Annotated in this window: 20 protein-coding genes and 1 pseudogene; 10 read left to right on the forward strand and 11 right to left on the reverse strand. The window is 55.4% G+C overall.

Annotated features, from left to right (window positions below; all coding sequences use genetic code 11):
* The first annotated feature begins 47 nt into the window (after nt 1-47).
* On the forward strand, nt 48-425 hold the full coding sequence (locus ACA044_RS14290; protein WP_497446926.1) for a response regulator: 378 nt from the start codon (nt 48-50) through the stop codon (nt 423-425).
* A gap of 126 nt (nt 426-551) precedes the next feature.
* Here the strand turns inward: ACA044_RS14290 and ACA044_RS14295 are convergent, their stop codons facing one another.
* The 4 genes from ACA044_RS14295 to mexE all read right to left on the reverse strand — a co-directional run bounded on the left by ACA044_RS14295 (nt 552) and on the right by mexE (nt 7,814).
* On the reverse strand, nt 552-1,607 hold the full coding sequence (locus ACA044_RS14295; protein WP_497446927.1) for a tetratricopeptide repeat protein: 1,056 nt from the start codon (nt 1,605-1,607) through the stop codon (nt 552-554).
* Between the two features lie 340 nt (nt 1,608-1,947).
* Nucleotides 1,948-3,369, reverse strand: a complete 1,422-nt coding sequence (locus tag ACA044_RS14300; RefSeq protein WP_497446928.1) for an efflux transporter outer membrane subunit — start codon at nt 3,367-3,369, stop codon at nt 1,948-1,950.
* Nucleotides 3,366-6,545, reverse strand: a complete 3,180-nt coding sequence (locus ACA044_RS14305) for an efflux RND transporter permease subunit (protein WP_497446929.1) — start codon at nt 6,543-6,545, stop codon at nt 3,366-3,368. The genes ACA044_RS14300 and ACA044_RS14305 overlap by 4 nt, the downstream gene beginning before the upstream one ends.
* A 15-nt stretch (nt 6,546-6,560) precedes the next feature.
* The gene (gene mexE / locus ACA044_RS14310; RefSeq protein WP_497446930.1) at nt 6,561-7,814 is read right to left on the reverse strand and encodes a multidrug efflux RND transporter periplasmic adaptor subunit MexE; all 1,254 of its coding nucleotides are present in this window, start codon (nt 7,812-7,814) and stop codon (nt 6,561-6,563) included.
* Nucleotides 7,815-8,066: 252 nt separating this feature from the next.
* Between mexE and ACA044_RS14315 the strand changes: the two genes are divergently transcribed.
* Nucleotides 8,067-8,600 carry a hypothetical protein gene (locus ACA044_RS14315; protein ID WP_497446931.1) on the forward strand — a complete coding sequence of 178 codons (534 nt, stop codon included), beginning with the start codon at nt 8,067-8,069 and terminating at the stop codon, nt 8,598-8,600.
* 10 nt (nt 8,601-8,610) lie between these two features.
* On the opposite strand, the gene ACA044_RS14320 is transcribed toward ACA044_RS14315, so the two are convergent.
* Together ACA044_RS14320 and ACA044_RS14325 are read right to left on the reverse strand one after the other, a co-directional pair.
* Nucleotides 8,611-9,330, reverse strand: coding sequence for a DUF1266 domain-containing protein (locus tag ACA044_RS14320; protein ID WP_497446932.1), 720 nt, complete (start codon nt 9,328-9,330; stop codon nt 8,611-8,613).
* Between the two features lie 71 nt (nt 9,331-9,401).
* On the reverse strand, nt 9,402-10,181 hold the full coding sequence (locus ACA044_RS14325; protein WP_497446933.1) for a DUF1266 domain-containing protein: 780 nt from the start codon (nt 10,179-10,181) through the stop codon (nt 9,402-9,404).
* Nucleotides 10,182-11,144: 963 nt separating this feature from the next.
* On the opposite strand from ACA044_RS14325, the gene ACA044_RS14330 reads away from it, so the two are divergent.
* A complete protein-coding gene (locus ACA044_RS14330; RefSeq protein WP_497446934.1) occupies nt 11,145-11,588 on the forward strand; it encodes a DUF3592 domain-containing protein in 444 nt (147 codons plus the stop codon).
* Nucleotides 11,589-11,592: 4 nt separating this feature from the next.
* Nucleotides 11,593-12,180 (forward strand): hypothetical protein, encoded by a 588-nt coding sequence (locus ACA044_RS14335; RefSeq protein WP_497446935.1) that lies wholly within the window; start codon nt 11,593-11,595, stop codon nt 12,178-12,180.
* 125 nt (nt 12,181-12,305) lie between these two features.
* Here ACA044_RS14335 and ACA044_RS14340 read toward each other — a convergent pair whose 3' ends face one another.
* Complete coding sequence (locus ACA044_RS14340) at nt 12,306-13,223, reverse strand: LysR family transcriptional regulator (RefSeq protein WP_497446936.1); 918 nt, start codon at nt 13,221-13,223, stop codon at nt 12,306-12,308.
* Nucleotides 13,224-13,491: 268 nt separating this feature from the next.
* Here ACA044_RS14340 and ACA044_RS14345 point away from each other — a divergent pair, with 268 nt between their 5' ends.
* The 3 genes and pseudogenes from ACA044_RS14345 to ACA044_RS14355 all read left to right on the forward strand — a co-directional run.
* A complete protein-coding gene (locus ACA044_RS14345; protein WP_497446937.1) occupies nt 13,492-14,514 on the forward strand; it encodes a zinc-dependent alcohol dehydrogenase family protein in 1,023 nt (340 codons plus the stop codon).
* A gap of 566 nt (nt 14,515-15,080) precedes the next feature.
* Nucleotides 15,081-16,571, forward strand: a complete 1,491-nt coding sequence (locus ACA044_RS14350; protein ID WP_497447223.1) for a hypothetical protein — start codon at nt 15,081-15,083, stop codon at nt 16,569-16,571.
* Nucleotides 16,572-16,638: 67 nt separating this feature from the next.
* Nucleotides 16,639-16,806: pseudogene (locus ACA044_RS14355) on the forward strand (PLP-dependent aminotransferase family protein); the annotation flags it as partial.
* 402 nt (nt 16,807-17,208) lie between these two features.
* On the opposite strand, the gene ACA044_RS14360 reads toward ACA044_RS14355, so the two are convergent.
* Together ACA044_RS14360 and ACA044_RS14365 are read right to left on the reverse strand one after the other, a co-directional pair.
* Entirely contained in the window at nt 17,209-17,340 is a 132-nt protein-coding gene (locus ACA044_RS14360; RefSeq protein WP_497446938.1) for a hypothetical protein, read from the reverse strand.
* A gap of 64 nt (nt 17,341-17,404) precedes the next feature.
* Nucleotides 17,405-17,863 (reverse strand): helix-turn-helix domain-containing protein, encoded by a 459-nt coding sequence (locus tag ACA044_RS14365; RefSeq protein WP_497446939.1) that lies wholly within the window; start codon nt 17,861-17,863, stop codon nt 17,405-17,407.
* A gap of 163 nt (nt 17,864-18,026) precedes the next feature.
* On the opposite strand from ACA044_RS14365, the gene ACA044_RS14370 reads away from it, so the two are divergent.
* Both ACA044_RS14370 and ACA044_RS14375 read left to right on the forward strand, forming a co-directional pair.
* Nucleotides 18,027-18,419 carry a DUF6957 family protein gene (locus ACA044_RS14370; RefSeq protein ID WP_497446940.1) on the forward strand — a complete coding sequence of 131 codons (393 nt, stop codon included), beginning with the start codon at nt 18,027-18,029 and terminating at the stop codon, nt 18,417-18,419.
* A 165-nt stretch (nt 18,420-18,584) separates the two neighbouring features.
* Nucleotides 18,585-19,145, forward strand: a complete 561-nt coding sequence (locus ACA044_RS14375) for a hypothetical protein (RefSeq protein ID WP_497446941.1) — start codon at nt 18,585-18,587, stop codon at nt 19,143-19,145.
* A 42-nt stretch (nt 19,146-19,187) separates the two neighbouring features.
* On the opposite strand, the gene ACA044_RS14380 is transcribed toward ACA044_RS14375, so the two are convergent.
* Entirely contained in the window at nt 19,188-19,607 is a 420-nt protein-coding gene (locus ACA044_RS14380; RefSeq protein WP_497446942.1) for a hypothetical protein, read from the reverse strand.
* A gap of 164 nt (nt 19,608-19,771) precedes the next feature.
* Here ACA044_RS14380 and ACA044_RS14385 point away from each other — a divergent pair, with 164 nt between their 5' ends.
* Nucleotides 19,772-20,155, forward strand: a complete 384-nt coding sequence (locus ACA044_RS14385; RefSeq protein WP_497446943.1) for a hypothetical protein — start codon at nt 19,772-19,774, stop codon at nt 20,153-20,155.
* 86 nt (nt 20,156-20,241) lie between these two features.
* Here the strand turns inward: ACA044_RS14385 and ACA044_RS14390 are convergent, their stop codons facing one another.
* Nucleotides 20,242-20,502: a hypothetical protein gene (locus ACA044_RS14390; RefSeq protein ID WP_497446944.1), complete on the reverse strand. Its 261-nt coding sequence runs from the start codon at nt 20,500-20,502 to the stop codon at nt 20,242-20,244.
* Nucleotides 20,503-21,350 lie beyond the last annotated feature (848 nt).

Raw genomic sequence — 21,350 nt, forward strand, 5'->3', positions numbered from 1 at the left:
TGACCGCACGGTCGTATCAGCAGCTATTGATCGAACAAAGGCTTTCCATGAGTGAAGATGCGCAAGACGTGGTACTGATCGTCGAGGACGACCCTTCGATACTGATGGTGTTGTCCGCTTATTTGTCGGGTGAGGGTTACCGGGTGCTGCAAGCCGAAAACGGCGAGCAGGCCTTTGAAATTCTGGCGAGTAAACCGCACCTGGACATGATGATCACCGACTTCCGCCTGCCAGGCGGGATTTCTGGCGTACAGATCGCCGAACCTGCGGTGAAATTGCGACCCGAGCTCAAGGTGATCTTCATCAGCGGTTACCCGCAGGAAATTCGCGAGACCGACAGCCCGATCGCTCGCAAGGCGCCGATCCTGGCCAAGCCGTTCGATCTGGATGTGTTGCAACAGATCATGCAGGACATGCTCTCCTGAAAGGACAGCTCCGGTGTAGCAGCTGTCGAAGGCCAGCGTCCGGGGGGTGAAGCGCCCGCCGGTCAATCGATGGCGAGTGCTACGCACTCGAACGCAACCTTCGGCAGCTGCTACAGAAACGATCGTTTATAACCCTTGCTGCAACGCCGGATCATCCGGATTGAGCTGTTCCAGCTGGGCCAGCAGGATTTGCACGTTCTGCAACTGTCCGCTTTCCTTCCAGTAGTTGATCAGTAACACACGCGCCTTGCGATCGGCCGGGTGGCGCTGGACGATTTCCTGCAGTTGGTTCTGCGCCGCTTCCAGCTCTTGCTCACCATGCAGCGTGGTGGCCAGGTCGTAGCGGTAATCCTTGTTGTCCGGCTCAAGCTCCACGGCTTTGGACAGCCCGAGGAGCGCGAACTCACTTTGCCCGTGATGCAGCAACCAGAGTCCCAACGCATGTTGCAGGTAGGCCGAATCGGGCTGGGCCTTTAACTGCTTCGCCAACAATTGCCTGGCGGCATCGCTTTGGCCCTGTTTATCCAGCACTTCGATCTGCATCACCAGTGCCGGCAGATTGCCGGGCGCCAGTTGCAACGTACGCTCCAATGCCTGCTGCGCGTCCTTCAGCTCTGCATTGTGCAGGTGCAGGCGCGCCAGTTGATATTGGGTTTCGGCGCTTTCCGGCTGACGCTTGAGGAGCTGCTCCCAGGCATCGATGGCTTGCTCCAAGGGGCCGAAATACAACCCCAGCTCATCCGGCGTCAGACCCAATAAGGCATTGACCGCTGCAAATCGGACGCTGGGCTCGCTGTCATCGAGCAAGGGCCCCAGCAACAGACTGCGCTGCCCATTGGGCACCAGCCCGCTGATGCTTTTGATTGCCGCGATACGCACATCCGCCGATGGATGTTGCAGGTCCGCATCCGCCAGTTTCAGGGCTTGCGGGCTTGGATAGTTGGGCAGTTCGGCATGCAGCCAGACGCGGCGCTTGGCCGACAGGTCAGGACGGCCCAATTGTTGGTAAAGCACCCGCGCCGCCCCCGGCTGGCCCGCGCGTGCCTGGGCCAGCGCTTCGCTGTAACCATGCTTGATCGCCGCCGGTACCACAGGCGTCGTGCTGCGCAGGAAAAACCAGGCGAGGGCGAGGGCAAGCAATGCGCAGAGACTGATGAGCAAGTAGCGGCGGGACTGAGGCATGCAGGAATCCGGGAGCTGGCAGGTTTTTGCAAAGCCATCAGCTTCGGTCAGGAGGGGCTGTGAGTCAAACCACGAGTGAGGTTTTCGCGATTTGAGCCTTGGGGTAGCTGATTATTCCTGATACCCCCAAATCCCTGTGGGAGCGGGCTTGCCCGCGAATGCGGTATGTCAGCCACAGAATATCTGTCGGATGTACCGGCCTCTTCGCGGTGTAAGCCCGCTCCCACAGGGGTTGTGGTGACTCCAGCACCATGCGCAGACAAAAAAAGCCCCGCGACCGAATGAGGCGCGGGGCAAGGAGTTGGTTGGTTGCGGCCAACCAAAGGAGCTCGTTAAAACATTACTTGCTGGCGACTGTCTCTGGTTGCCAGCCACCGCCGAGGGCTTTGTAGATTGCGACAATGCCGCGATACAAATCGACTTCGGCCTGAGCCTGGGTGTCTTCGGCGGCCAGGCGCTCACGCTGAGCATCGAGCAACACGAGGAAGTCCACAGTGCCTTCGCGGTAGCGAATGTCGGCCAGGTCCGCGGCGGCGCGGCTTGATTCGCTTTGACGAATCAGCGAGATCAGGCGCTGCTGACGTTTGCCGTAATCGCTGAAGGCGTTTTCCGACTCTTCCAATGCCAACAATACTTGCTGCTCGTAAGTCGCCAGGGCGCCTTCGGCTTCAGCGTCGGCACCGCGCAAACGGGCGCGCACGCTGCCCAGATCGAACGCTGCCCAGGTGATGCTTGGGCCCAGGGCCCAAGCGTTGGCGGCTGACGAGCCGATCTGCGAACCGCGCCCGGCAGTGAAGCCGAGGAAGCCGCTGAGGCTGACCCGTGGGAACAAATCAGCCTTGGCCACGCCAATGCGGGCGGTGGCGGCCGCCAGTTTGCGTTCGGCGCTGCGGATGTCCGGGCGCCGTTGCAGCAGTTCGCCCGGATCCCCGACGGGCAGGGCCTTGGCGATCGCCGGCAAGTCTTTTGGGCTCAGATCGACGGTCAGCTTGTCCGGACGCTCACCCAGCAGGGTGGCGATGCGGTTACGCTGACGAACCTGTTCGGCCTGCAGTTGCGGCACGCTGGCTTCGACAGAGGCCAGGCGCGCATCGGCGCGAACCACGTCCAGCTGATCGCCGACACCGGCGTCACGCAGGCTTTCGGTGATCTTGCGCGACGCCTGCTGATTGTTCAGGTTGGCCAGGGCGATCTTTTCCCGCAGTTGTGCACCGCGCAGTTGGCCATAGGCATCCACCAGTTCGGCAATCATGCTGACTTGCAGTTGGTAAAGATCGGCTTCGGCCGCCTGCTGTTCGGCGTCGCTGGATTCCAGGTTGCGCTGGATGCGACCGAACAAGTCCAGTTCCCAGGCCATGTCCAGGCCCAGGTCATAGCGTTCACTGCTGACGCGGTCGGTGGTCTGGCCGGGGATCTGCCCCTTGGCCAGATCACTGCTCGCACGGCTGGTGATGGTCGGCATGGCGTCATTGCTGGCGTCATCGCGAATCGCCCGGGCTGCTTTCCAGCGGGCGAAGGCCACGCGCAAATCGCGGTTGCCTTGCAAGGATTGCGTCACCAACTGGTTGAGGGTCGGATCGTCGAACTGCTGCCACCAGATGCCTTCGAATCGGGCGCGGTCAAAGTTCTTCTGGCCGGCGCTGCCATCGGTGGCGGCCGTGATATTGGCCGCCTCTGTGGCTGGGGTTTTGTAGTCCGGGCCGACGGCACAGGCACTCAGGGCCAGCACCAGAAGGCTCGGCAGGAAGGCTTTCAGGCTCATTGTTGCGCCTCCAGTTTCAGGGCCTTGGCCGCTTTACGCGCTTCACCGCGCTCAACAAAGTTGCGAATTAGTACGTAGAACACCGGTGTCAGCAGCAGGCCGAAGAAGGTCACCCCGAGCATCCCGGAGAACACCGCCACACCCATGGCATGACGCATTTCGGCACCAGCACCGCTGGAGAAGACCAGGGGCACAACACCCATGATGAACGCGAAGGAGGTCATCAGGATCGGCCGCAGACGCAGACGGCAAGCTTCCAGCACCGCTGCCAGCGGGCCGAGGCCTTCTTCCTGTTTATCCTTGGCAAACTCGACGATCAGAATTGCGTTCTTGCACGCAAGCCCCACCAGTACGATCAAGCCGATCTGGGTGAAGATGTTGTTGTCGCCGCCCGAGGCAATCACCCCGGTAATCGCCGACAGCAGGGTCATCGGTACGATCAGGATCACCGCCAGTGGCAGGCTCCAGCTTTCGTACTGCGCCGCGAGCACCAGGAACGCCAGCAGTACGCAGAGCGGGAACACGAACAGCGCCGTGTTGCCGGACAGAATCTGCTGGTAGGTCAGGTCGGTCCACTCGTAGGTCATGCCGTTGGGCAATTCGTCCTTGAGCAGTTTCTCGATGGCTTTCTCGGCCTGGCCAGAGCTGTAGCCGGGGGCTGCCGCACCGTTGATTTCAGCGGTGATGAAGCCGTTGTAGTGCATCACGCGGTCCGGGCCCGAGGTGTCGCTGACCTTGATGAAGGTCGCCAGCGGGATCATCTCGCCGCGGTTGTTACGCACTTTCAGCTGACCGATCTGGTCCGACTCGAGGCGGAACTGTTGCTCAGCCTGAACGTTGACCTGGTAGGTGCGACCGAAGCGGTTGAAGTCGTTGGCATACAGCGAACCCAGGTAGATTTGCAGGGTGTCGAAGATGTCGCTGACGGCCACGCCGTGGGTCTTGGCTTTTTCCCGGTCGATGGCGGCATCGACCTGCGGCACGTTCACGGTGTAACTGGTGAACAGGCCAGCCAGTTCCGGCACGCTGTGGCTTTTGGTGATGATGTTCATGGTTTCTTTGTACAGCTCGTCATAGCCCAGGTTGCCCCGGTCTTCGATCTGCAGGCGGAAACCACCGATGGTCCCCAGGCCTTGTACCGGCGGCGGCGGGAAGATCGCCATGTAGGCTTCCTGAATCCCGGCGTACTGGCCGTTCAATGCACCGGCAATCGCACCGGCGGACATGCTCGGATCCTTGCGTTCATCGAAAGGCTTCAGGGTGACGAACACGATGCCGGCGTTAGGGCTGTTGGTGAAGCCGTTGATCGACAGACCCGGGAAGGCCACGGCGCTGTCCACGCCAGGCTGTTTCAGGGCCAGGTCGGACATGCGCTTGATCACGTCTTCGGTGCGGTCCAGGCTCGCGGCATCCGGCAATTGTGCGAAGGCCACCAGGTATTGCTTGTCCTGGCCGGGTACGAAACCGGTCGGGGTATTGGAGAAACCGAAGAACGTCAGCACCATCAGGCCGGCGTACACCAACAGGGCGATACCGCTGCTGCGGATAACCCGGCCCACGGTGCCGACATAACCATGGCTGGCCTTGTCAAAGAAACGGTTGAACGGACGGAACAACCAGCCACCGAAGATCTTGTCCAGAACCTTGGAGAAACGGTCTTTCGGCGCGTCATGGCTCTTGAGCAACACGGCAGCGAGTGCCGGCGACAAGGTCAGCGAGTTGAAGGCCGAGATCACGGTCGAAATCGCAATCGTCAGGGCGAACTGTTTATAGAACTGCCCGGTCAACCCGGAGATGAACGCCGCCGGGATAAACACCGCACACAGCACCAGCGCTGTCGCAATGATCGGACCGGTCACTTCGCGCATCGCACGCTTGGTGGCTTCTACAGGGGTTAATCCGAGCCCGATGTTTCGCTCGACGTTCTCCACCACCACAATCGCATCGTCGACCACGATACCGATGGCCAGTACCAGCCCGAATAGCGACAAGGCGTTCAACGAGAAGCCGAACAGGTGCATCACCGCGAACGTACCGATCAGCGAAACCGGCACCGCCACCAACGGGATGATCGAGGCGCGCCAGGTTTGCAGGAACAGGATCACCACGAGCACAACCAGGATCAGTGCTTCGAAGAGGGTATGAACCACCGCCTCGATGGAACCGCGCACGAAGATCGTCGGGTCATAGACGATGCTGAAGTCCATGCCTTCCGGGAAGTTCTTCTTCAGCTCGGTCATTTTCTCCCGAACGTCGTTGGAGATCTGGATCGCGTTGGAGCCAGGGCGCTGGAAGATCGGGATCGCTACCGCCGGCTGGTTGTTCAGCAAGGAGCGCAGGGCGTACTGGCTGGAGCCGAGTTCGACGCGAGCGATGTCTTTCAGGCGAGTGATTTCACCATTTTCGCCGGAGCGAATGATGATGTTCTCAAACTCTTCCTCGGAAACCAGGCGGCCTTGCGTGTTGACCGACAGCTGGAACGCGGTGGCATTCGGTGCAGGCGGAGCGCCCAGGGCACCGGCCGCTACTTGACGGTTCTGTTCACGAATCGCAGTGACTACATCGGTCGCGGTCAGGTTGCGCGAAGCAGTCTTGTTCGGATCGAGCCACACCCGCAGCGAGTAATCGCCCATACCGAACAGTTGCACATCACCGACACCGCCCAGGCGCGCCAACTCATCCTTGATGTTGAGCAAGGCGTAGTTGGACAGGTAGAGCATGTCGTAGCGTTTGTCCGGCGAGGTCAAGTGCACAACCATGGTCAGGTCGGGCGAAGCCTTGTCGACGGTGATACCGATGCGCGTCACTTCCTCGGGAAGTTTGGGCTCGGTCCGGGTCACGCGGTTCTGCACCTGCACCTGCGCATTGTCCAGGTCGGTGCCCAGGGCGAAGGTGATGGTCAGGGTGATCTTGCCGTCAGCGGTGGACTGCGAGGACATGTACAGCATGTTCTCGACGCCAGTAATGGCTTGCTCCAAAGGAGCGGCCACGGTTTCACCGATGACTTTAGGGTTGGCGCCGGGGAAGTTGGCACGGACCACAACGGTCGGCGGAACCACTTCCGGGTATTCGCTGATCGGCAACTGGAACAGCGAGATGGCACCGGCGATCAGGATCAGCAGCGACAGCACCGCTGCGAAGATCGGCCGTGAAATGAAGAATTGGGAAAAATTCATCGGAGTAATGGTCCCTTAACCGCGTGGAGTCGTAGCAGCCACTTTCACAACCGTACCCGGCGCGACCTTGGCAGGGGCGACTTGGGGCAGGTTGCTGGCTTCCAGCGCTTGTCGTTGTTGGGCGAGGGCCGCGAGGGTTTCCTGGCTGGCCATCGGGATCACTTCAGGGGTGACCGGTGAACCCGGACGAACCCGTTGCAAACCCTTGACGATGATGGTGTCGTCTTTGTTCAGGCCGTTGCGCACGATGCGCAAACCTTCAATCTTCGGACCCAGCTCGACAGGGCGGTAAGCCGTTTTGTTGTCGGCATCCATCACCAGCACGAACTTTTTGCCCAGGTCGGTACCGACCGCTTCGTCGTTGATCAACACGGCGGAGTAGGTGCCGCTGCCCACCAGTTTCAGGCGTGCATAAAGCCCCGGGGTGTAGGTGCCGTCACTGTTGTCGAACACCGCACGACCGCGGATGGTGCCGGTCTTCGGGTTGACCTGGTTGTCGACGAAATTCATCTGGCCCTGGTGCGGGTTGCCGTCTTCATTGGACAGGCCGAGGTAAACCGGCGTGGTTGCGCCGCGTTGGCCCTGGCGGGCGAGCTGGGTGTATTTGAGGAAGACACGCTCGTCGGCGTCGAAGTAGGCATAGACCTTGTCGGTGGACACCACGCTGGTCAGCGCGGTGGTATCGGCAGTCACCAGGTTGCCGGCGGTGATTTCCGCGCGACTGACACGGCCGCTGATGGGCGCAGTGACACGGGTGAAGCTCAGGTTCAGTTTGGCCAGGTCCAGTTGTGCCTGGAGGGCGCCGACAGCGGCGCGGGCTTCTTGAGCGGCGCTGGTGCGCGAGTCGGCGAGTTCGGCGGAAATCGCGTTGCTGGTGCGCAGACGTTCGCCACGCTGGGATTCGTTTTCGCTGCGGGTGGCCGTGGCACGGGCCTGGGCAACCAGGGCTTCGAGGCGGCGGACCTCAGCCTGGAAGGGGCGCGGGTCGATCTGGAACAACAGATCGCCTTTCTTGACCAGCGCGCCTTCGGTGAAGGCCACGTCATCGATCTGGCCGGAAACCCGTGGACGAATCTCTACCGTTTCTGGCGCTTCAAGCCGCCCGGTGAATTCGTCCCACTCGTTGACCGGTTGTTCCAGCACCTTGGCCACGCTGACTTTGGCCGCAGGCATCGTGGCGGCAGCGTCCGGCGTCTTGCCGCAAGCGCTCATCACCAGCACGGCCAACAGGGCCAAGGGGAAGCGCAAATGTTTGAGTGACTGTTCCATGGATAGCATCCGCCAATGTATTGAGATGGACGGATGATGCTTGGCGGGGTTGTATCACACGAATCGAATGAGGCGAAGGTAACTATCATTCGGAATGATGTAAGCTCAAAGCGAGCTCTCTAGCATGCACCTTCCGTTAGTGGGCTATCAAATGAAATGAAAGCTATTCATTGGCAGCCTTGACTTTACAATGACGCATGTCAGCGTAACGCCAGGCAATGGTCGAACTCTTCACAATTCCCCGGTCAATCAATGACAGTAAGACAATTCGTGCGCAATACGTGCATCGCGATGGCGGTGAGTTCACTTCTGGCGGCTTGCGGTTCGCACTATCAGCCGCCTGAGCGAATGCCACCCGCGCCTGCTGCCAACAACACAGTGATACTGCCACCCGTCGTGTACGGGCTTCAGATGTCGTCATCCGATGACGCGTGCGGCGTGCCGGACTCGTTGCGTCAGGCGGTGCAAGATCAGTTGGAAGCGCGGTATGAAGTTGTGCTCCCCGTGTCAGGTACCGGTATGGGTGCCGCCGCTTTGCTGAAAATCGAAATCAACGACATAGTGACCGTCAGCGCCGGCGGCCCCACGATCGTGGTCGTCCATGTGGTACTCGAACGGCCGGGACTGCCAGCAGCGCAATTCACAGACCAGCGCCAGAAGCATACGCAGTACTCTGATATCACAGCGCAGACCACCGAATGCAGCACAATGGATGCAGTGATTCACGAGTTGGGCGTGGACATTGCGAAATGGATGCTCAATCCGGTGGATGGAGTGTTTCAATAAATCGATAAGATTAATGTTTAAAATTGAATCTTTGATAAATGTCGACGCCTTCTATGTCGTCCATTTTTTTATCTGACACCTGGCCATTTAGTAATGCTTTTGCGATTAAACCAACATCATCCAAATCAAAACCCTGCATCGTCCTGCCCAGCAAGAACGATATCGTATAATCCTGCCAATCACTGCCCTGTTCGCTTGCTGTATTCGACGCAGTGAAAATAAAGTCCCAGGCTTCTTGTTCAGTAATATAGCCACACCAGTAACACCATTTTGAGAGGGCGACTGCTCTTGCTAAATCCCATGCAAAGGTCGAAGCAGTGTCCTTGATTTTTTCAACAGGAATATCAATTTTTCTGGATATGGCTTTTTGGGTGAGGTCAAGATTTATTGCTTTGTCTTCAATTAAGTGATCATATTCCAGTGTTCTTTCTCGCGCCAGTAACGTCATGATTTTTTCTTTCGCTTCGGTGGCACTTGTTATGCCCCATTGCCTTTTTAAACCAAAAGAATAAATGAACGTATTTGTTTTTACAGGGAAAAACGCCTGTAGGCTCTCGCCTTTCATGGCGAACAGAATGCTCCCCAAAGCCAATCCTTTTTGTTGAGCACTCGAAAGGGGTTCTTTCGATTGCTTTTTTATGATTTTTTTATTTTTGTGAATGCTAAGTATTTTGGTGGCTGCATATAAGGTAAAACCTAATATCAATATTGAGATGGCGGCGGTTAGCATGTAGATGTCCTTGGTTTGAATACTGTTATATGGCTTTGTGGGAAGCTAAAGCGGGCAAAGCAAATCAACAATTAACTCCCGTCGTTGTTAAAATGGACGTGAGTGTAAATTGCAGGAACGTACAGGCCTGAGTAGTCCCAGGATTTTCCTGTCAACAGGTTCTTTACCACGGCCTGACACTCGTCAAGCTCCTCGGGAGAAGGTGTGTCAAGCGTCAATCCTAAAAGGTACGAAATGCTGTATTCTTCCCAGTCCTTTCCTAGTTGGCGTGCGGTGTTAGAGATTTTAAAAATATACTCCCACATTTCGTCTTCAGTTAAATAATCATTCCAAAAACACCATTTGGCCACTTCTATTGCACGGGATAAATCATAGGCGAAGGTTGATCTTGCTGTCGTGACATCTCTAGCGGGAATGCTCAAAAGCTTTGAAATGGATTCGTATGTTTTTTCTAGTTTTTTAAGTGAGCCACTTTCAATGAGCGTGTCAATGTTACGGCTGGCACTCATGTCAAATAGTTTGTCCAATACCAATTGTGCTTGCACCTTCGAGGTGACTTTCCAGTGTCTCTTCAGTCCGTAGTAGCTTTTATCCGTCCCCTGTAGAGGAATCATTTCATTAAAAGCTTCCCCTTGCAAAATAGAGGGTATAGCTCCATAACTTAACGCAGTTAATCTCTCGTTATAAGCTATCGCCTCATCATTGTTTGCTTCGTCGTCATCACCACTGATATGGTTGCCTATATGGTTTTCTATTTGTTTTTTTCTTCTCGAAGAAGAAAATTTTGCCAGTACGGCAATGTATATGCAAAAGACAGTGGCGACCAAGGCAATAATTAAGTATGCGTTCACATTAATAAGCTCCAAAAATATCCCGCTAAATAGCAGGGTCTAGATGAAAAGATCTTCCTGTTAACCTCTAGCCGTAAATAAACGGTCATGCTATAGGGCTAAATGTTTGCGGCATGCATGGGTTGATGACGGGTAGGGAGTTCAGTGGTCCTCGGGAGAGTTCTTAAGCAACAGTAACAATCTTGGTAAGGTACTCACTGAAGCACTGCATGACGCCCAGTATTAATTGGTGCGGCATAGACCGTTATGTGCGTAAAGCATTTACTTTATAATGGCGACAAATGAAAGGTAGGGGCGAGGCATTGGCTCCCGCCCTTAACGTTCTTGATAGGGTCTATTTAATGATCCCTTTGCTTTTCAAAAACAGATACAGTGCAACAATGGATACGACTGCGATAAGGGGGAGCCATGTGGTCATTTTTAGTTTCCTAACTGCTTGATTAAGAGGGTTATTTGCAACTTGCGGGGAGCAAGCCAATTCGACAGGCGTCCCCACGCACCAGGTATTCGTAGGGGGAGCCGTTTCATATCCCACCTGCATTTGAGATTAGCAGCTTATTTTTTTGCATGCTATAGGGGGGGATTCTTAAAAAAGTAAACGATCGTTTAGGCACCATTCAAAGGTTCAAAACAAGGTTGCCCAGTGAGTATTTCTCAACAACTCCCGGTTCCAATGCCCGGGCAAGACGCATAAAAAAATGATACCAGTACAGGCATCGGATTTTGATTTCTTGCGCCAGTAACTAATCGGTATTAGGCCACATTTATTTTCAGCATTACTGAGACGGGAGTCTCAAAACGTAAAAATCCCCGTACTAGTAAATTGGTTTTCCGCTGATTGTGCATCGTGTGTATCTCCTGGCGCCGTACGGCACTCGGAATATTTTTGCTGGGATATGCGACATAGCGAGGCTTTTTGTTATCCTGACCTCCTTCTTTCATGGACGAATACCGAGACAAACCATGGCTAACTACACCCCGTCACGCATCGGGAAGATACTGCTGGACCTGCTTTTTGCCCTGATTGGTATCGGCTTGTTGAGCATTACGGTCGATCTCACTCTTGACCGACGCGAGTTCCTCGCCCGCGCACAGATCGCCAATGGCATCGTCAGCCACTTGAATGCCGGTGGTTCGCATCCTGAGATCGCCTTCACTACCGGCAGTGGTGAAAAAATTTCCTACCCCCAGGGCGGCTTTATCTTCGGATATCAGCAGGATCAGCCGGTGCGGGTGTATTACCTGCCCGAGCAGCCGGCTAACAGCGCCATCGTCGATGACTCGGCCGCACTGTGGGGCACTCCCGGGGTACTGGGTTGTATCGGTCTGGTGTTCACTTTTGTCGGTCTGGTAAAGGCCATCCGTCCGCGCGGTCGCGGTGCGGTTCATTCACATAAAGGACTTTGAACGTATGAGCTACAACATCCCAATCCCGCTCAATGAAAGTCGCTGGCAGTACCAGACCGCCAGCGGCGGCGGTCTGACCGTGGCCCTGTTGGCAGGCAGTGGCGGTTCGATCATCCTGCGTTCGCCCCAGGGCGAGAACGTCAGCTACCGATACGGCGGCGTCGGGTTGGGTGTCGGATTTGGCGCGCGGCTGCCGCGTTTCGGCAAGATCAATATCCAGGTCAAGGGTAAGAGCGTGGGTGGAGCCGTTGCGGCGGAGGCTTTTCCCAGTACCGGCAAGGTGTTTGTCAGCGACGCCCTGGTCAGTCGTGACCTGACCAGTGACGACATCACCGGGCCCTGCATGTATACCGAAGTGGGGGTGGGTCTGGTGGTCGGCGGTTCGGCCACAGCCCTGTTGTTCGGGCTTGATCCCAAGCTGCTGGCGTTGGCGGCCGCTCTGAGCTCCAACCCGGCGACTTCGCTCATTGCTTCCACCACGGTCAACCGGCGCTTAGTGCAATCGGCCAAGGGGGCGGTGGTCATGGCAGGCATGAACGCTGGCGTGCAGGCCGGTGGTGGCGCCGCGATCTACATGGGCTATCTGTTCTAGACGCGCATCGGGTCTCAAGCGAGTTGGGGCCAAAAAGCGGTTTTCCGGCGATTAAATGCCGGAATTACCGCCCAGCGTTTGCCGGATTCCACACCCATTGGCTACTTGACGCCTTGTTCCAAGCCTTATGACAGGCTGTCCGGATCCCCAAAAAACATCTGAATCCTCGACCTTAACCACCGCTCACCCGGATCATTATCCTGCGACCCGCGCCAAGCCATGTGCAACTCAAAACTGCGCACCGGCAACGGCGGATCTTCGGCTCGCACACCACCGGCCGCCGTCAACGCTTCAGCCGTGTAATCAGGCACGGTCGCGACAATGTCGGTGCCACTGATGAGTGTACTGAGCCCATTGAACTGCGGCACCGCCAGCACCACATGCCGTTTGCGCCCCAGCTTCTCCAGCTCTTCATCGATAAAGCCGCTCAGGTCGCCCGCGAACGAAACCAGCGCGTGGGGGCGGGCGCAGAAATCATCCAGGCTCAACGGCCCCGGCACCGTGTCGGCCCGCAACAGTTTCGGCATGCTGCGGCGCAGTACTTTGCGCTTGGCGTTGGCCGGCAGGTCGGCGGTGTAGCTGACGCCGATGGAAATCTCGCCCGAGGCCAGCAGGCTCGGCATCAGGATGTAGTTGGCCCGACGCACCACCAGCACGATCCCCGGCGATTCCGCGCGCAGGCGCTTGAGCAGCATCGGCAGCAGCGCGAACTCGACATCGTCCGACAGGCCGATGCGGAACACCGTGGTGCTGGTCGCCGGGTCGAATTCCGCGGCACGACTGACCGCGGTGGAAATCGAATCCAGCGCTGGCGAGAGCAGGGCGAAGATTTCCACCGCCCGGGCGGAAGGTTCCATGCTGCGGCCGGTGCGCACGAACAGCGGATCATCGAACAGCCCGCGCAGACGCGAGAGCGCCGCACTGATGGCCGGCTGGCCGAGGAACAGTTTCTCCGCGGCGCGGGTCACACTGCGCTCGTGCATCAGTGTTTCGAAAACGATCAACAGGTTCAGGTCGACACGACGCAGGTCATTACGATTCATCTGGAGTCCTGGCAGAGTCAGCTAACTTGACGTGAGCGACCATATGAGAACAATGGCCGGCATGAATCTTACGGGCAAAGACTGGTATTCTGCACAGGGTAATTCAGTTTTTCCAGAAAGGCTGCTTCGGTTTTTACGGCATTTGATGATGTCGCCGTCGCTGCGGAATCAATGACAGGCATGTCGACTATTAATAGCCACTGATGGTCTTGGGTAGAAAGCCCAGATAGAGTTCAAGGCATTAGAGGTTACTTTGACGAGGTTTGCGATGTCCCGCACGATCCGTTTTCACAAGTTTGGTCCAGCCGAGGTGCTCAAATGCGAAGAGCATGCGGCCGCTCTGCCTGCGCCGGGCGAAGTGCAGGTGCGTGTCGAGGCGATTGGCATCAGTTGGTACGATATTCTCTGGCGCCAGAACCTGGCCTCGTCCCATGCTCGTCTGCCTTCGGGTCTTGGTCATGAAATGGCCGGCGTGGTCACGGCGGTCGGTGAGGGCGTCGATGACCTGGCCATCGGTGACAAGGTTGCCAGCTTCCCGGCCGAAAGCCCCAACGACTACCCGGTCTACGGCGAACAGATCGTTCTGCCGCGCTCGGCACTGACCCGCTACCCGGATGTGCTCAGCCCGGTTGAAGCCAGCGTGCATTACACGCCTCTGTTGGTCGCCTATTTTGCCTACACCGATCTGGCGCGAGTCAAACCCGGGCAATTCGCCCTGGTGACCGACGCCAGCCACTGTGCCGGGCCGTCTTTCGTGCAACTGGGCAAGGCCCTCGGCGTGCGAGTGATCGCTGCGACCAAAACCGCGGATGAGCGTGAATACCTGCTGTCCCTCGGCGCCGAGAAAGTCATCGTTACCGAAGAACAGGACCTGCTGATGCAGGTCAACAAGTTCACCGACAACCGTGGCGTCGACGTGGTGTTCGATGGCCTTGGCGGGCCGCAGATGTCGCTGCTCGGTGATGTGTTGGCGCCTCGTGGCAGCCTGGTGCTCTATGGCCTGCAAGGGGGTAACCAGACGCCATTCCCTGCCTGTGCGGCGTTCCAGAAGAACATTCAGTTCTTCGTGCACTGCATCGGCAACTTCACCGGCAAGCCGGAACTGGGCATCATCCAGGATCAGGTTGCACTGCAACGCGCCCTGCGCGACATCAACCAGTTGACCGCGGATCGCGTGCTGCTGCCGCTCAAGACTCGGGTCTTCCCGTTTTCCGAGTTTGTCGAAGCGCATCGCTATATGGACGAATGCCCATGTCGCGAACGGGTCGCCCTTGAGGTCGAACCGACCTGAGTTCTCCCCCTCTGCAAGAGTCCGTGCCAGCACGGACTCTTCTGCTGCCCACACCTCCCCAATGAGATGTCCCATTGATCCTTCGATGGGCCGGTTCAGCAACTGAACTGGTTTTTGCTCTCAATCTGTATCTTCTAATCATCATATAAGCCCTGATAATTGAATGATTATTTCATCTCAAGGAAAGAGTCATGGCTGGGTATCCGGTTGAAACTTTTCAATGCGCGTCGGCAATACATACTCGACAAATAATGCGGCATCACTCGGTTGTCTTACATTTATGGGCAACTTCTTTCTTTATTTCTTGTATTAAATGTCTGTGGGATGCTGTCGGAAATTTCCTAGGACATCGCGTTAGAGCGCAAGACGCCCATTCTGCCGGGCATTGCGGCGATCTTGCCCTGCTAGGGGTATCCGCGACGTGCAATGATTTCAAACAATTACATAAAGTTTAAGTGCTAGCATTTGATCGTAATCCCGGCACCCCATTCATGACAGGCAACCCGTCGCGCAATACATACAATTGTTTGCGTGGCATCGGACTTATGAGTAACAGGTAAACAATGATGACCCATACCCATGAACAGGCAATGAATTATGTTTATCAACAAGTACTGCAGCGCTTGCTGAGTTTTTTCTCTCGCGCCGAGCGCACGGCATTGCAACTGATGATTCAGCGCCTGGTGGTGTCCGCTGGAGGTATGGAACGTATTGGCGATTACAAGGTATTGGCGATCCAGTCCGGATCCCGCGACAGCTGTTACACGCTGGCGCTGCTGCGTGCCGCGCAACTGAGCATCGCCGGGCGGGCACCGGCGACCTTTCAGCTGCGAGTGGCGACCTTGCGCTTGAATGGCGCGGCCTCTACAGCCCTGGAAAACATCCATCGCAGCTACAGTGCATTGTTCCTCTACGACGATCCTCGGGTCGACGTGTTGATGGCCGACAATCGCGAGGTTTTGCCGTTTAACCATAAGGCGCCGATCTCCGAAGCCGGCCGCGAGTCGAATCGGCTCAACCTGCTGATGGTCGGGCACCGTCGTGCCTGGAGCGGGCCGCTTGATCTGTGGGATGACGGGTACCTGGCAACCGGCGAGTTTTATGGACAAATCGCCCGATGGGACAAGGGCGTCGATGTATTGGTCAGCAGCGATACACCCCGTCGGCAGACGCAGTTTCTCGACGGTTTGAACCGTGCCGCGGCCAAGGCCGGGCTCAAGGCATCGAATCGCAATGAAGCGGGCTACGAGGGATTGTTCGCACGGCTCGATGAACTGGGCAGCAACTGCTACCGCGAGTTTTATCCTGATGCCGCTCCGGTTGAGTGGCGTCCCGCTGACCGCTTTGAAGTCTGCCGTCGCACGACCTTCATCGACATTCACGACATGCTGGTGAGCAACCTGGAAGAGCGTTGGCCGCTACTCACCGACTTCCTCGGGTTTCAACCTGACGAACTGACGGCTCAACTCAGTGATAACGACTACGTCAGCCTGACGATATCGACGCATATTCGCGGCTTGCAAGCGTGTTATGTGCACGGTCGCACCTATGAAGCCGGCGTCGGCGAGTACCTGCAGCGGGCGCTGGTGATGATGCGTCGCAAGCAGCTGCCCGAGCGCATTTGCGAACAGGCAATGGAAACCTTTGGCAATCCGCTGACAATGGCCGATCAGCGCGCATTGGCGGCGGCCGAGGCACAAAAGAACCTTGGTTTGAGCGAAGCCCAGTTGGTGTGTCTGCTTTTTGCCCCTTTTGTCGATAACGGTGCGGGGCTTGAGCATTTTCTACGTCAGTGTCACCCCGGCATGCTCGTAGCATTGCCGGACTTGCACCGGGCAATGCAGGGCAACTCGGCACCCGAGCAAGTTATGCAATGGATGGTTGATGTCAGCGGGTTGCCAGTCAGCCTGATCGGCAGGCTTTACCGCATGGCTCCGGTAGCCCTGGATCAGGGCAGGGGGCCAGATGCGCAAAGTGGCAACATGGGCGTGCAAGCTGAAGTCATAGACCCTGAGAATGAAACGGTCGTGGCTGGCGAATGGTCGACGGGGCGGTGAAAGTGCCTGGTTTGCCTGATTCATCAAGGATGCGTCACGACGTTCGTAGCGTATTCGGCCATTACCCATGAAAGGACCACGAGATACCGATTTTGCGTACCAGGCGGTGTACCGTTACCTGAATAACCTGATCAATGAACCGGGCAGTGACGTGCGAGTACGCCTGCCTTCGTTGCGACAGTTGGCAGACCGTCTGAGTGTGTCGATCTCGACCATTCAGTACGCCTGCCAACTCCGCATTGTCAACGACATTGTAAAAATAAGAAAAAAATTCAGAGCCCCAGACTGCGAGGGTTTCAGAGGAGGCAGGTCAATAACCAGAAGGAAATCAGCTGAAAGTGTAAAAATAACCCAGAAATCTACCCGTCTGTTTACACTTCTGCAAAATGCTCAATCAGAGCCCCGGGAGTCCGCATCTGCGGCGATCATCCGAAGGTTCAATTAACCATACGTAGTAGGTCATAACAATCCAAAATGCGGTGATCTGCTATTGACGATTTGCTGGGTGGAGAAATGATCAGTGCCTCCAGTTGTCGACAAAACGGGCCTACCATTTTGGACGTCTTGGTAGACATGGCCAGCTCTCACGTAGTCGATGGTGGCATGCAAAATAGAAAGGCATTCCGACCTCGCTCAGTTAAAGCTCGGTGATCAGCAAGTGAAGTGGTGATACCTCGAGGGCAAGGTTGTAGCCGATGATTTCAAGCAGAAACTCTTGCCCCCCGAATGCCTCGGTATGGATTGTAGAGCCCAAATCAGAAGCGATCATCCCCGCATTTCCAAGACGCTTTGAGGGGAAGGGCGGGGTCGGATCTAAGGGTTGATGTACTTCATTATTCGCCATCCGCCGACCACAGACGGTTGATCGTCGTCCACGCGTAACCGAGCTCGCGCGCAGCTTCAGCACGACTATAGCCCTTGGCTTTCAATCGCTGAACCTGATCTTTCCTCTCCCGGGCTTCAGCCACCACTGGCGCTTCGAGCTTCTGCGGTTCTGCAGGAAGAACGATATCCGCTAATCCCAGCGCTTCCATTTCAGCGATGGCGGAGAGCATCACCTCGCGAGGGGTCTGGTGTTGACTGGCTGCGATGACTAAGCCGAAGAAAGTTGCAGCATTTACCTGTAGGGCGTCAGCCAAGGCTTTCGTGGAGTCCACGGTGGCTGTAGTTTTCGAGGCCTCAAGCTTGCTGACGAACGACTGGGCAACCTCGCCGGCGATCGCGTGCTGATGCAACCCTTTGGATCTACGTAGTAGCTGAAGCACGGCTGCGTAAGGGCGGCGCAGTGACATTTTGACGTCTCTTCAAAAAGAGACGGTATGCCGCGTTTGCCAATCAACATACAAATATATATAGTGATTCATGTAGTGATTTCGCTGGTTTTACGGCCTTCCCTCGCGACGAAGGCAGCCAAGCCGCTGTCAATTTATGCATAACCTAGGCGGAGCGTGAGCCGTGACGTGCCCAGTTCAGAGTGATTTTATTCTGGGGATCAATAGATCCTTGCGGGGCACCTCTGCTTCGGCAGAGGAGGTGATTGCAACGCTTGCTCTACGTTCGTCGCTCAAGGCTTATTGCCTGGTTGAGGAGTGGACGATCTTTCGCGCCGACCTAACCCCTGAAGAAATCGCAAAGGTTCACGCTGCCAATCACCTCCCGCTTTTTGTGTTTGCCCACAAAGTGGTTGAGGACAGTCGAGGCCGCTTTCGATCCGGCGATTGGGTACGCAGCAGCATGGCTATCTCGTTTGACGGTGTGATGTTTGAAACCAAGAACTCTGTGTACGTGCTCATGGGAGACGGCCATGAGAGGGTGGCAAGCTTAAAAACAATCTTCTCTTTTTTCTAATCGAGGCAATGGGCTGAGAAACCACTAGGCATATTAGTACCCGCGACAACATTGATATCGACAAGGCCCGCAGTCACGCGAGCTTAATGGCGCCTCTTTGTCTGAAATTTAAGATCTTTGTCGGTCTAGAGTTAGGACGCTCATAACGAAAACTAGGAGTTTTTTGTGTTCAAATTTGATTGTGTAAAAGTGACGGGAAAGGTCGACTACATCAAAGTTAACTCTAATCACGGAGATAGCTACAAAGTCGTCATAAGCATTGACGGCCAGGTTCTTCCAAATCTTACGCTTTCGAAAAAAATGTACGAAGAAATGGAGGCCAGAGAGACAGTAACGCTTTACGGTTTATTCAAAAACTCCGCGAACAAGGAAAAGAATTCCGGCATCGTGTACGGCATGCAGAAAGAAAACGGTGCCAAGATATTTGCAACTCACATTAGATTCACCGTTCCGATCCTAATGGTTTTTTATGCAGTTCTCGCCTTCTGCATAGTTTTTCCTGTGGGATGGCTGGTTTCTATTGTGCCCATGATGAACTTCATTGGTGGGCAGCATCCGATGATAATGGAGTACACAAGTATCGTGGCTTTGGTAGAGGCAGCTCTGGCCGCTCTGTTCTTTCTGTGGGCTGGCTGGAATATGTTGAAGAAGACATCTGATCCAGAGTCTTGGAAAACCGTCGGCGCGGCGGAACTCTCCGATCGTTTTAGCAAGCTTCATAAGTAAGTTTGGCCGCGAGGCCGTTTCTGAAGGACTTTTGTACTGCCTTCATGCTTTAGGCATTGCTACGAAGAAAATTTGAATCTGAGGCACGATATGTTCAGAACTCACAATGCTGATATGGCTGGCCTGCCTGGGATGTTTAGAGAAGGCCTTGCGCACTGGCACGCGGTGTCTCGGAGCTTGGCGACGCACTGGTATCACGTAAGCATTAGGCAGCGTCACGAGGATCGATTTATCTCCCAGGTGGAGATGCTTAATGACGAGACCAAATTGTTCGAACTCATCTCGGCGCAAGGCCCTGACCTCGTCATAGATGAGCTCCAGGTCGTCTCTCCGCCCTGGATCAATAAAAGCGGCAGCTGGCGAATGGAAAGGCTCACGTCGGTTTCCGTAGGCTATGACAAAAACGAGATACCTGTGTGCCTGATGGAGATTGAGAGCGGCGCCATGTACGTCGACGTTCACGATCCATCCTTCGATGCCAGCACTCTGACAAACCTTCGGAAGATTTACTGAAAAAACGTAAGGTTTCCCAAAGGTGTAACACGATTTTCCCACTGTAACATTGCCAATGTTACGTTTCATAAATCGAGTTACACCCCAATGAATATGCACCTGGGAGCGGATAAATGCTGAATACGATCAACGTAGAGCTGCATGGTAAACGCCTTACAGATTTTCATCTGACGCGCATTGTACGAGCAGAGGCTCAGTCATTTGATGAGCCCATTACAGCTTATCTGAGCGACGTGTTCGTTTCTTCTTGTACAGCGATCGGTGTGGTCTTTGGCCATAAGAAGCGCGAGGAGCTTGGGCGGTTTGCAGACGGACATTTTGTGCGGACATCAGAAATTTGTTTTGCGAGAAAAGAGGGGAGATTCTGGGTGCTCACCACGATGAACTCCCGTTACGTCGTGGCATCCTTCAAGCGGGGGTACGGTAGGGCTACTCTTAAGACATTCCTACGAGCTGCGCGGGGCCGGTACATCTTCACACCGCCTGTGCTGCAGTAGATGGCGGTGCGTCTGATGGGCGAACTCATACCGTGACTTGTTGACGTTGGGATGTGAGTCGTGACGAGGGCTTGATCGGGAAGGATTTATGAATAAACCGGAATAGGATCGATTCGAAGGACTTTAAATTTAGCATGCGGCGTGTCCACGACGTCATCACTGGTTCGGTAGTTGCGATATCGCTCAAACGTTGCTTCGAGTTCACGAATGTTATTGCAATGCTTATAGAGCGGATCATCTGAAGTGCTGACGGTTTCCACGAGCAGTATGCTCTTGTCTCGCCGGTCGTTCAGAGAATAAGCATCTACTGTGGTATCAATAATCAAAAACCAAATGTCGTATCTCATGCGTGTCTTTGCTCTCGAAAAATTGATTGGATCACAACCTCAATTCGTCAATTGTTAGCAGATGAAATGAGAAAATCAAGGTGCAGAGTGGAAGATAAATTTATTGAAATGTAGGCGTTCAAAATGCCTGTCCAAAAAATTACTGTATATATATGCGGTAAATCCAATACAGCTGTGGCCTGCAGAGGGGCGAGTTGACAGAAAGTTAACTTCGCAGAGAAAAAAACAGTCAAATAATTTACAGATCCAAGTAAAGAGTGCTGGTCAATTCATCGGTTTTTTATTCAAAGTGCCCTGTACGTATTGAGATTCATACTCGATGGAGTCCTTCGTCTTCGGTGTGGCAGTGAACGTTGAGCGGGTATTTAATCGCTTGTTAGGAGTTCAAGGCGTGCCCCTTCGGGGACGGCTGTCGTTGAACCAAGCCTCTACGTGTCTTGGCCCTGGCGGGCTTCCATCCTCACGTCTTCGGCCGGGCGGCCTGCGCGCTCCGCTTGCCTAAAGCGCAGGATGACGTAAGTAGACGAATCGACTCTGATCATTCGTAAATAAACGAAACGCGGCGCTTGAGTTGAATTCAAGGGCACAGCTTTTTGCAAACGTGCCATTTTTTTTCGATACCCAAACAACTCAGGCTCAGATTGTTTCGAGCCTCGTAGTCTTTGGCACGTCGGCCGCGATTGCGGTCATCCGAATACCAAGCCGTCGTCAAAGAGCGGATCGTTTGGGAAGGCAGTGGGGTTGGTCGGTCAATTTTTGGCACAAGATTTCGATTTTGCATCGCAGCTTCGAATGGCTGCGGCGGAAGCTGCGGGCCGCGAAGGTCGCCAAGCACTCGTGATGGCTTT

Source organism: Pseudomonas sp. LBUM1673 (genome assembly GCF_059695645.1).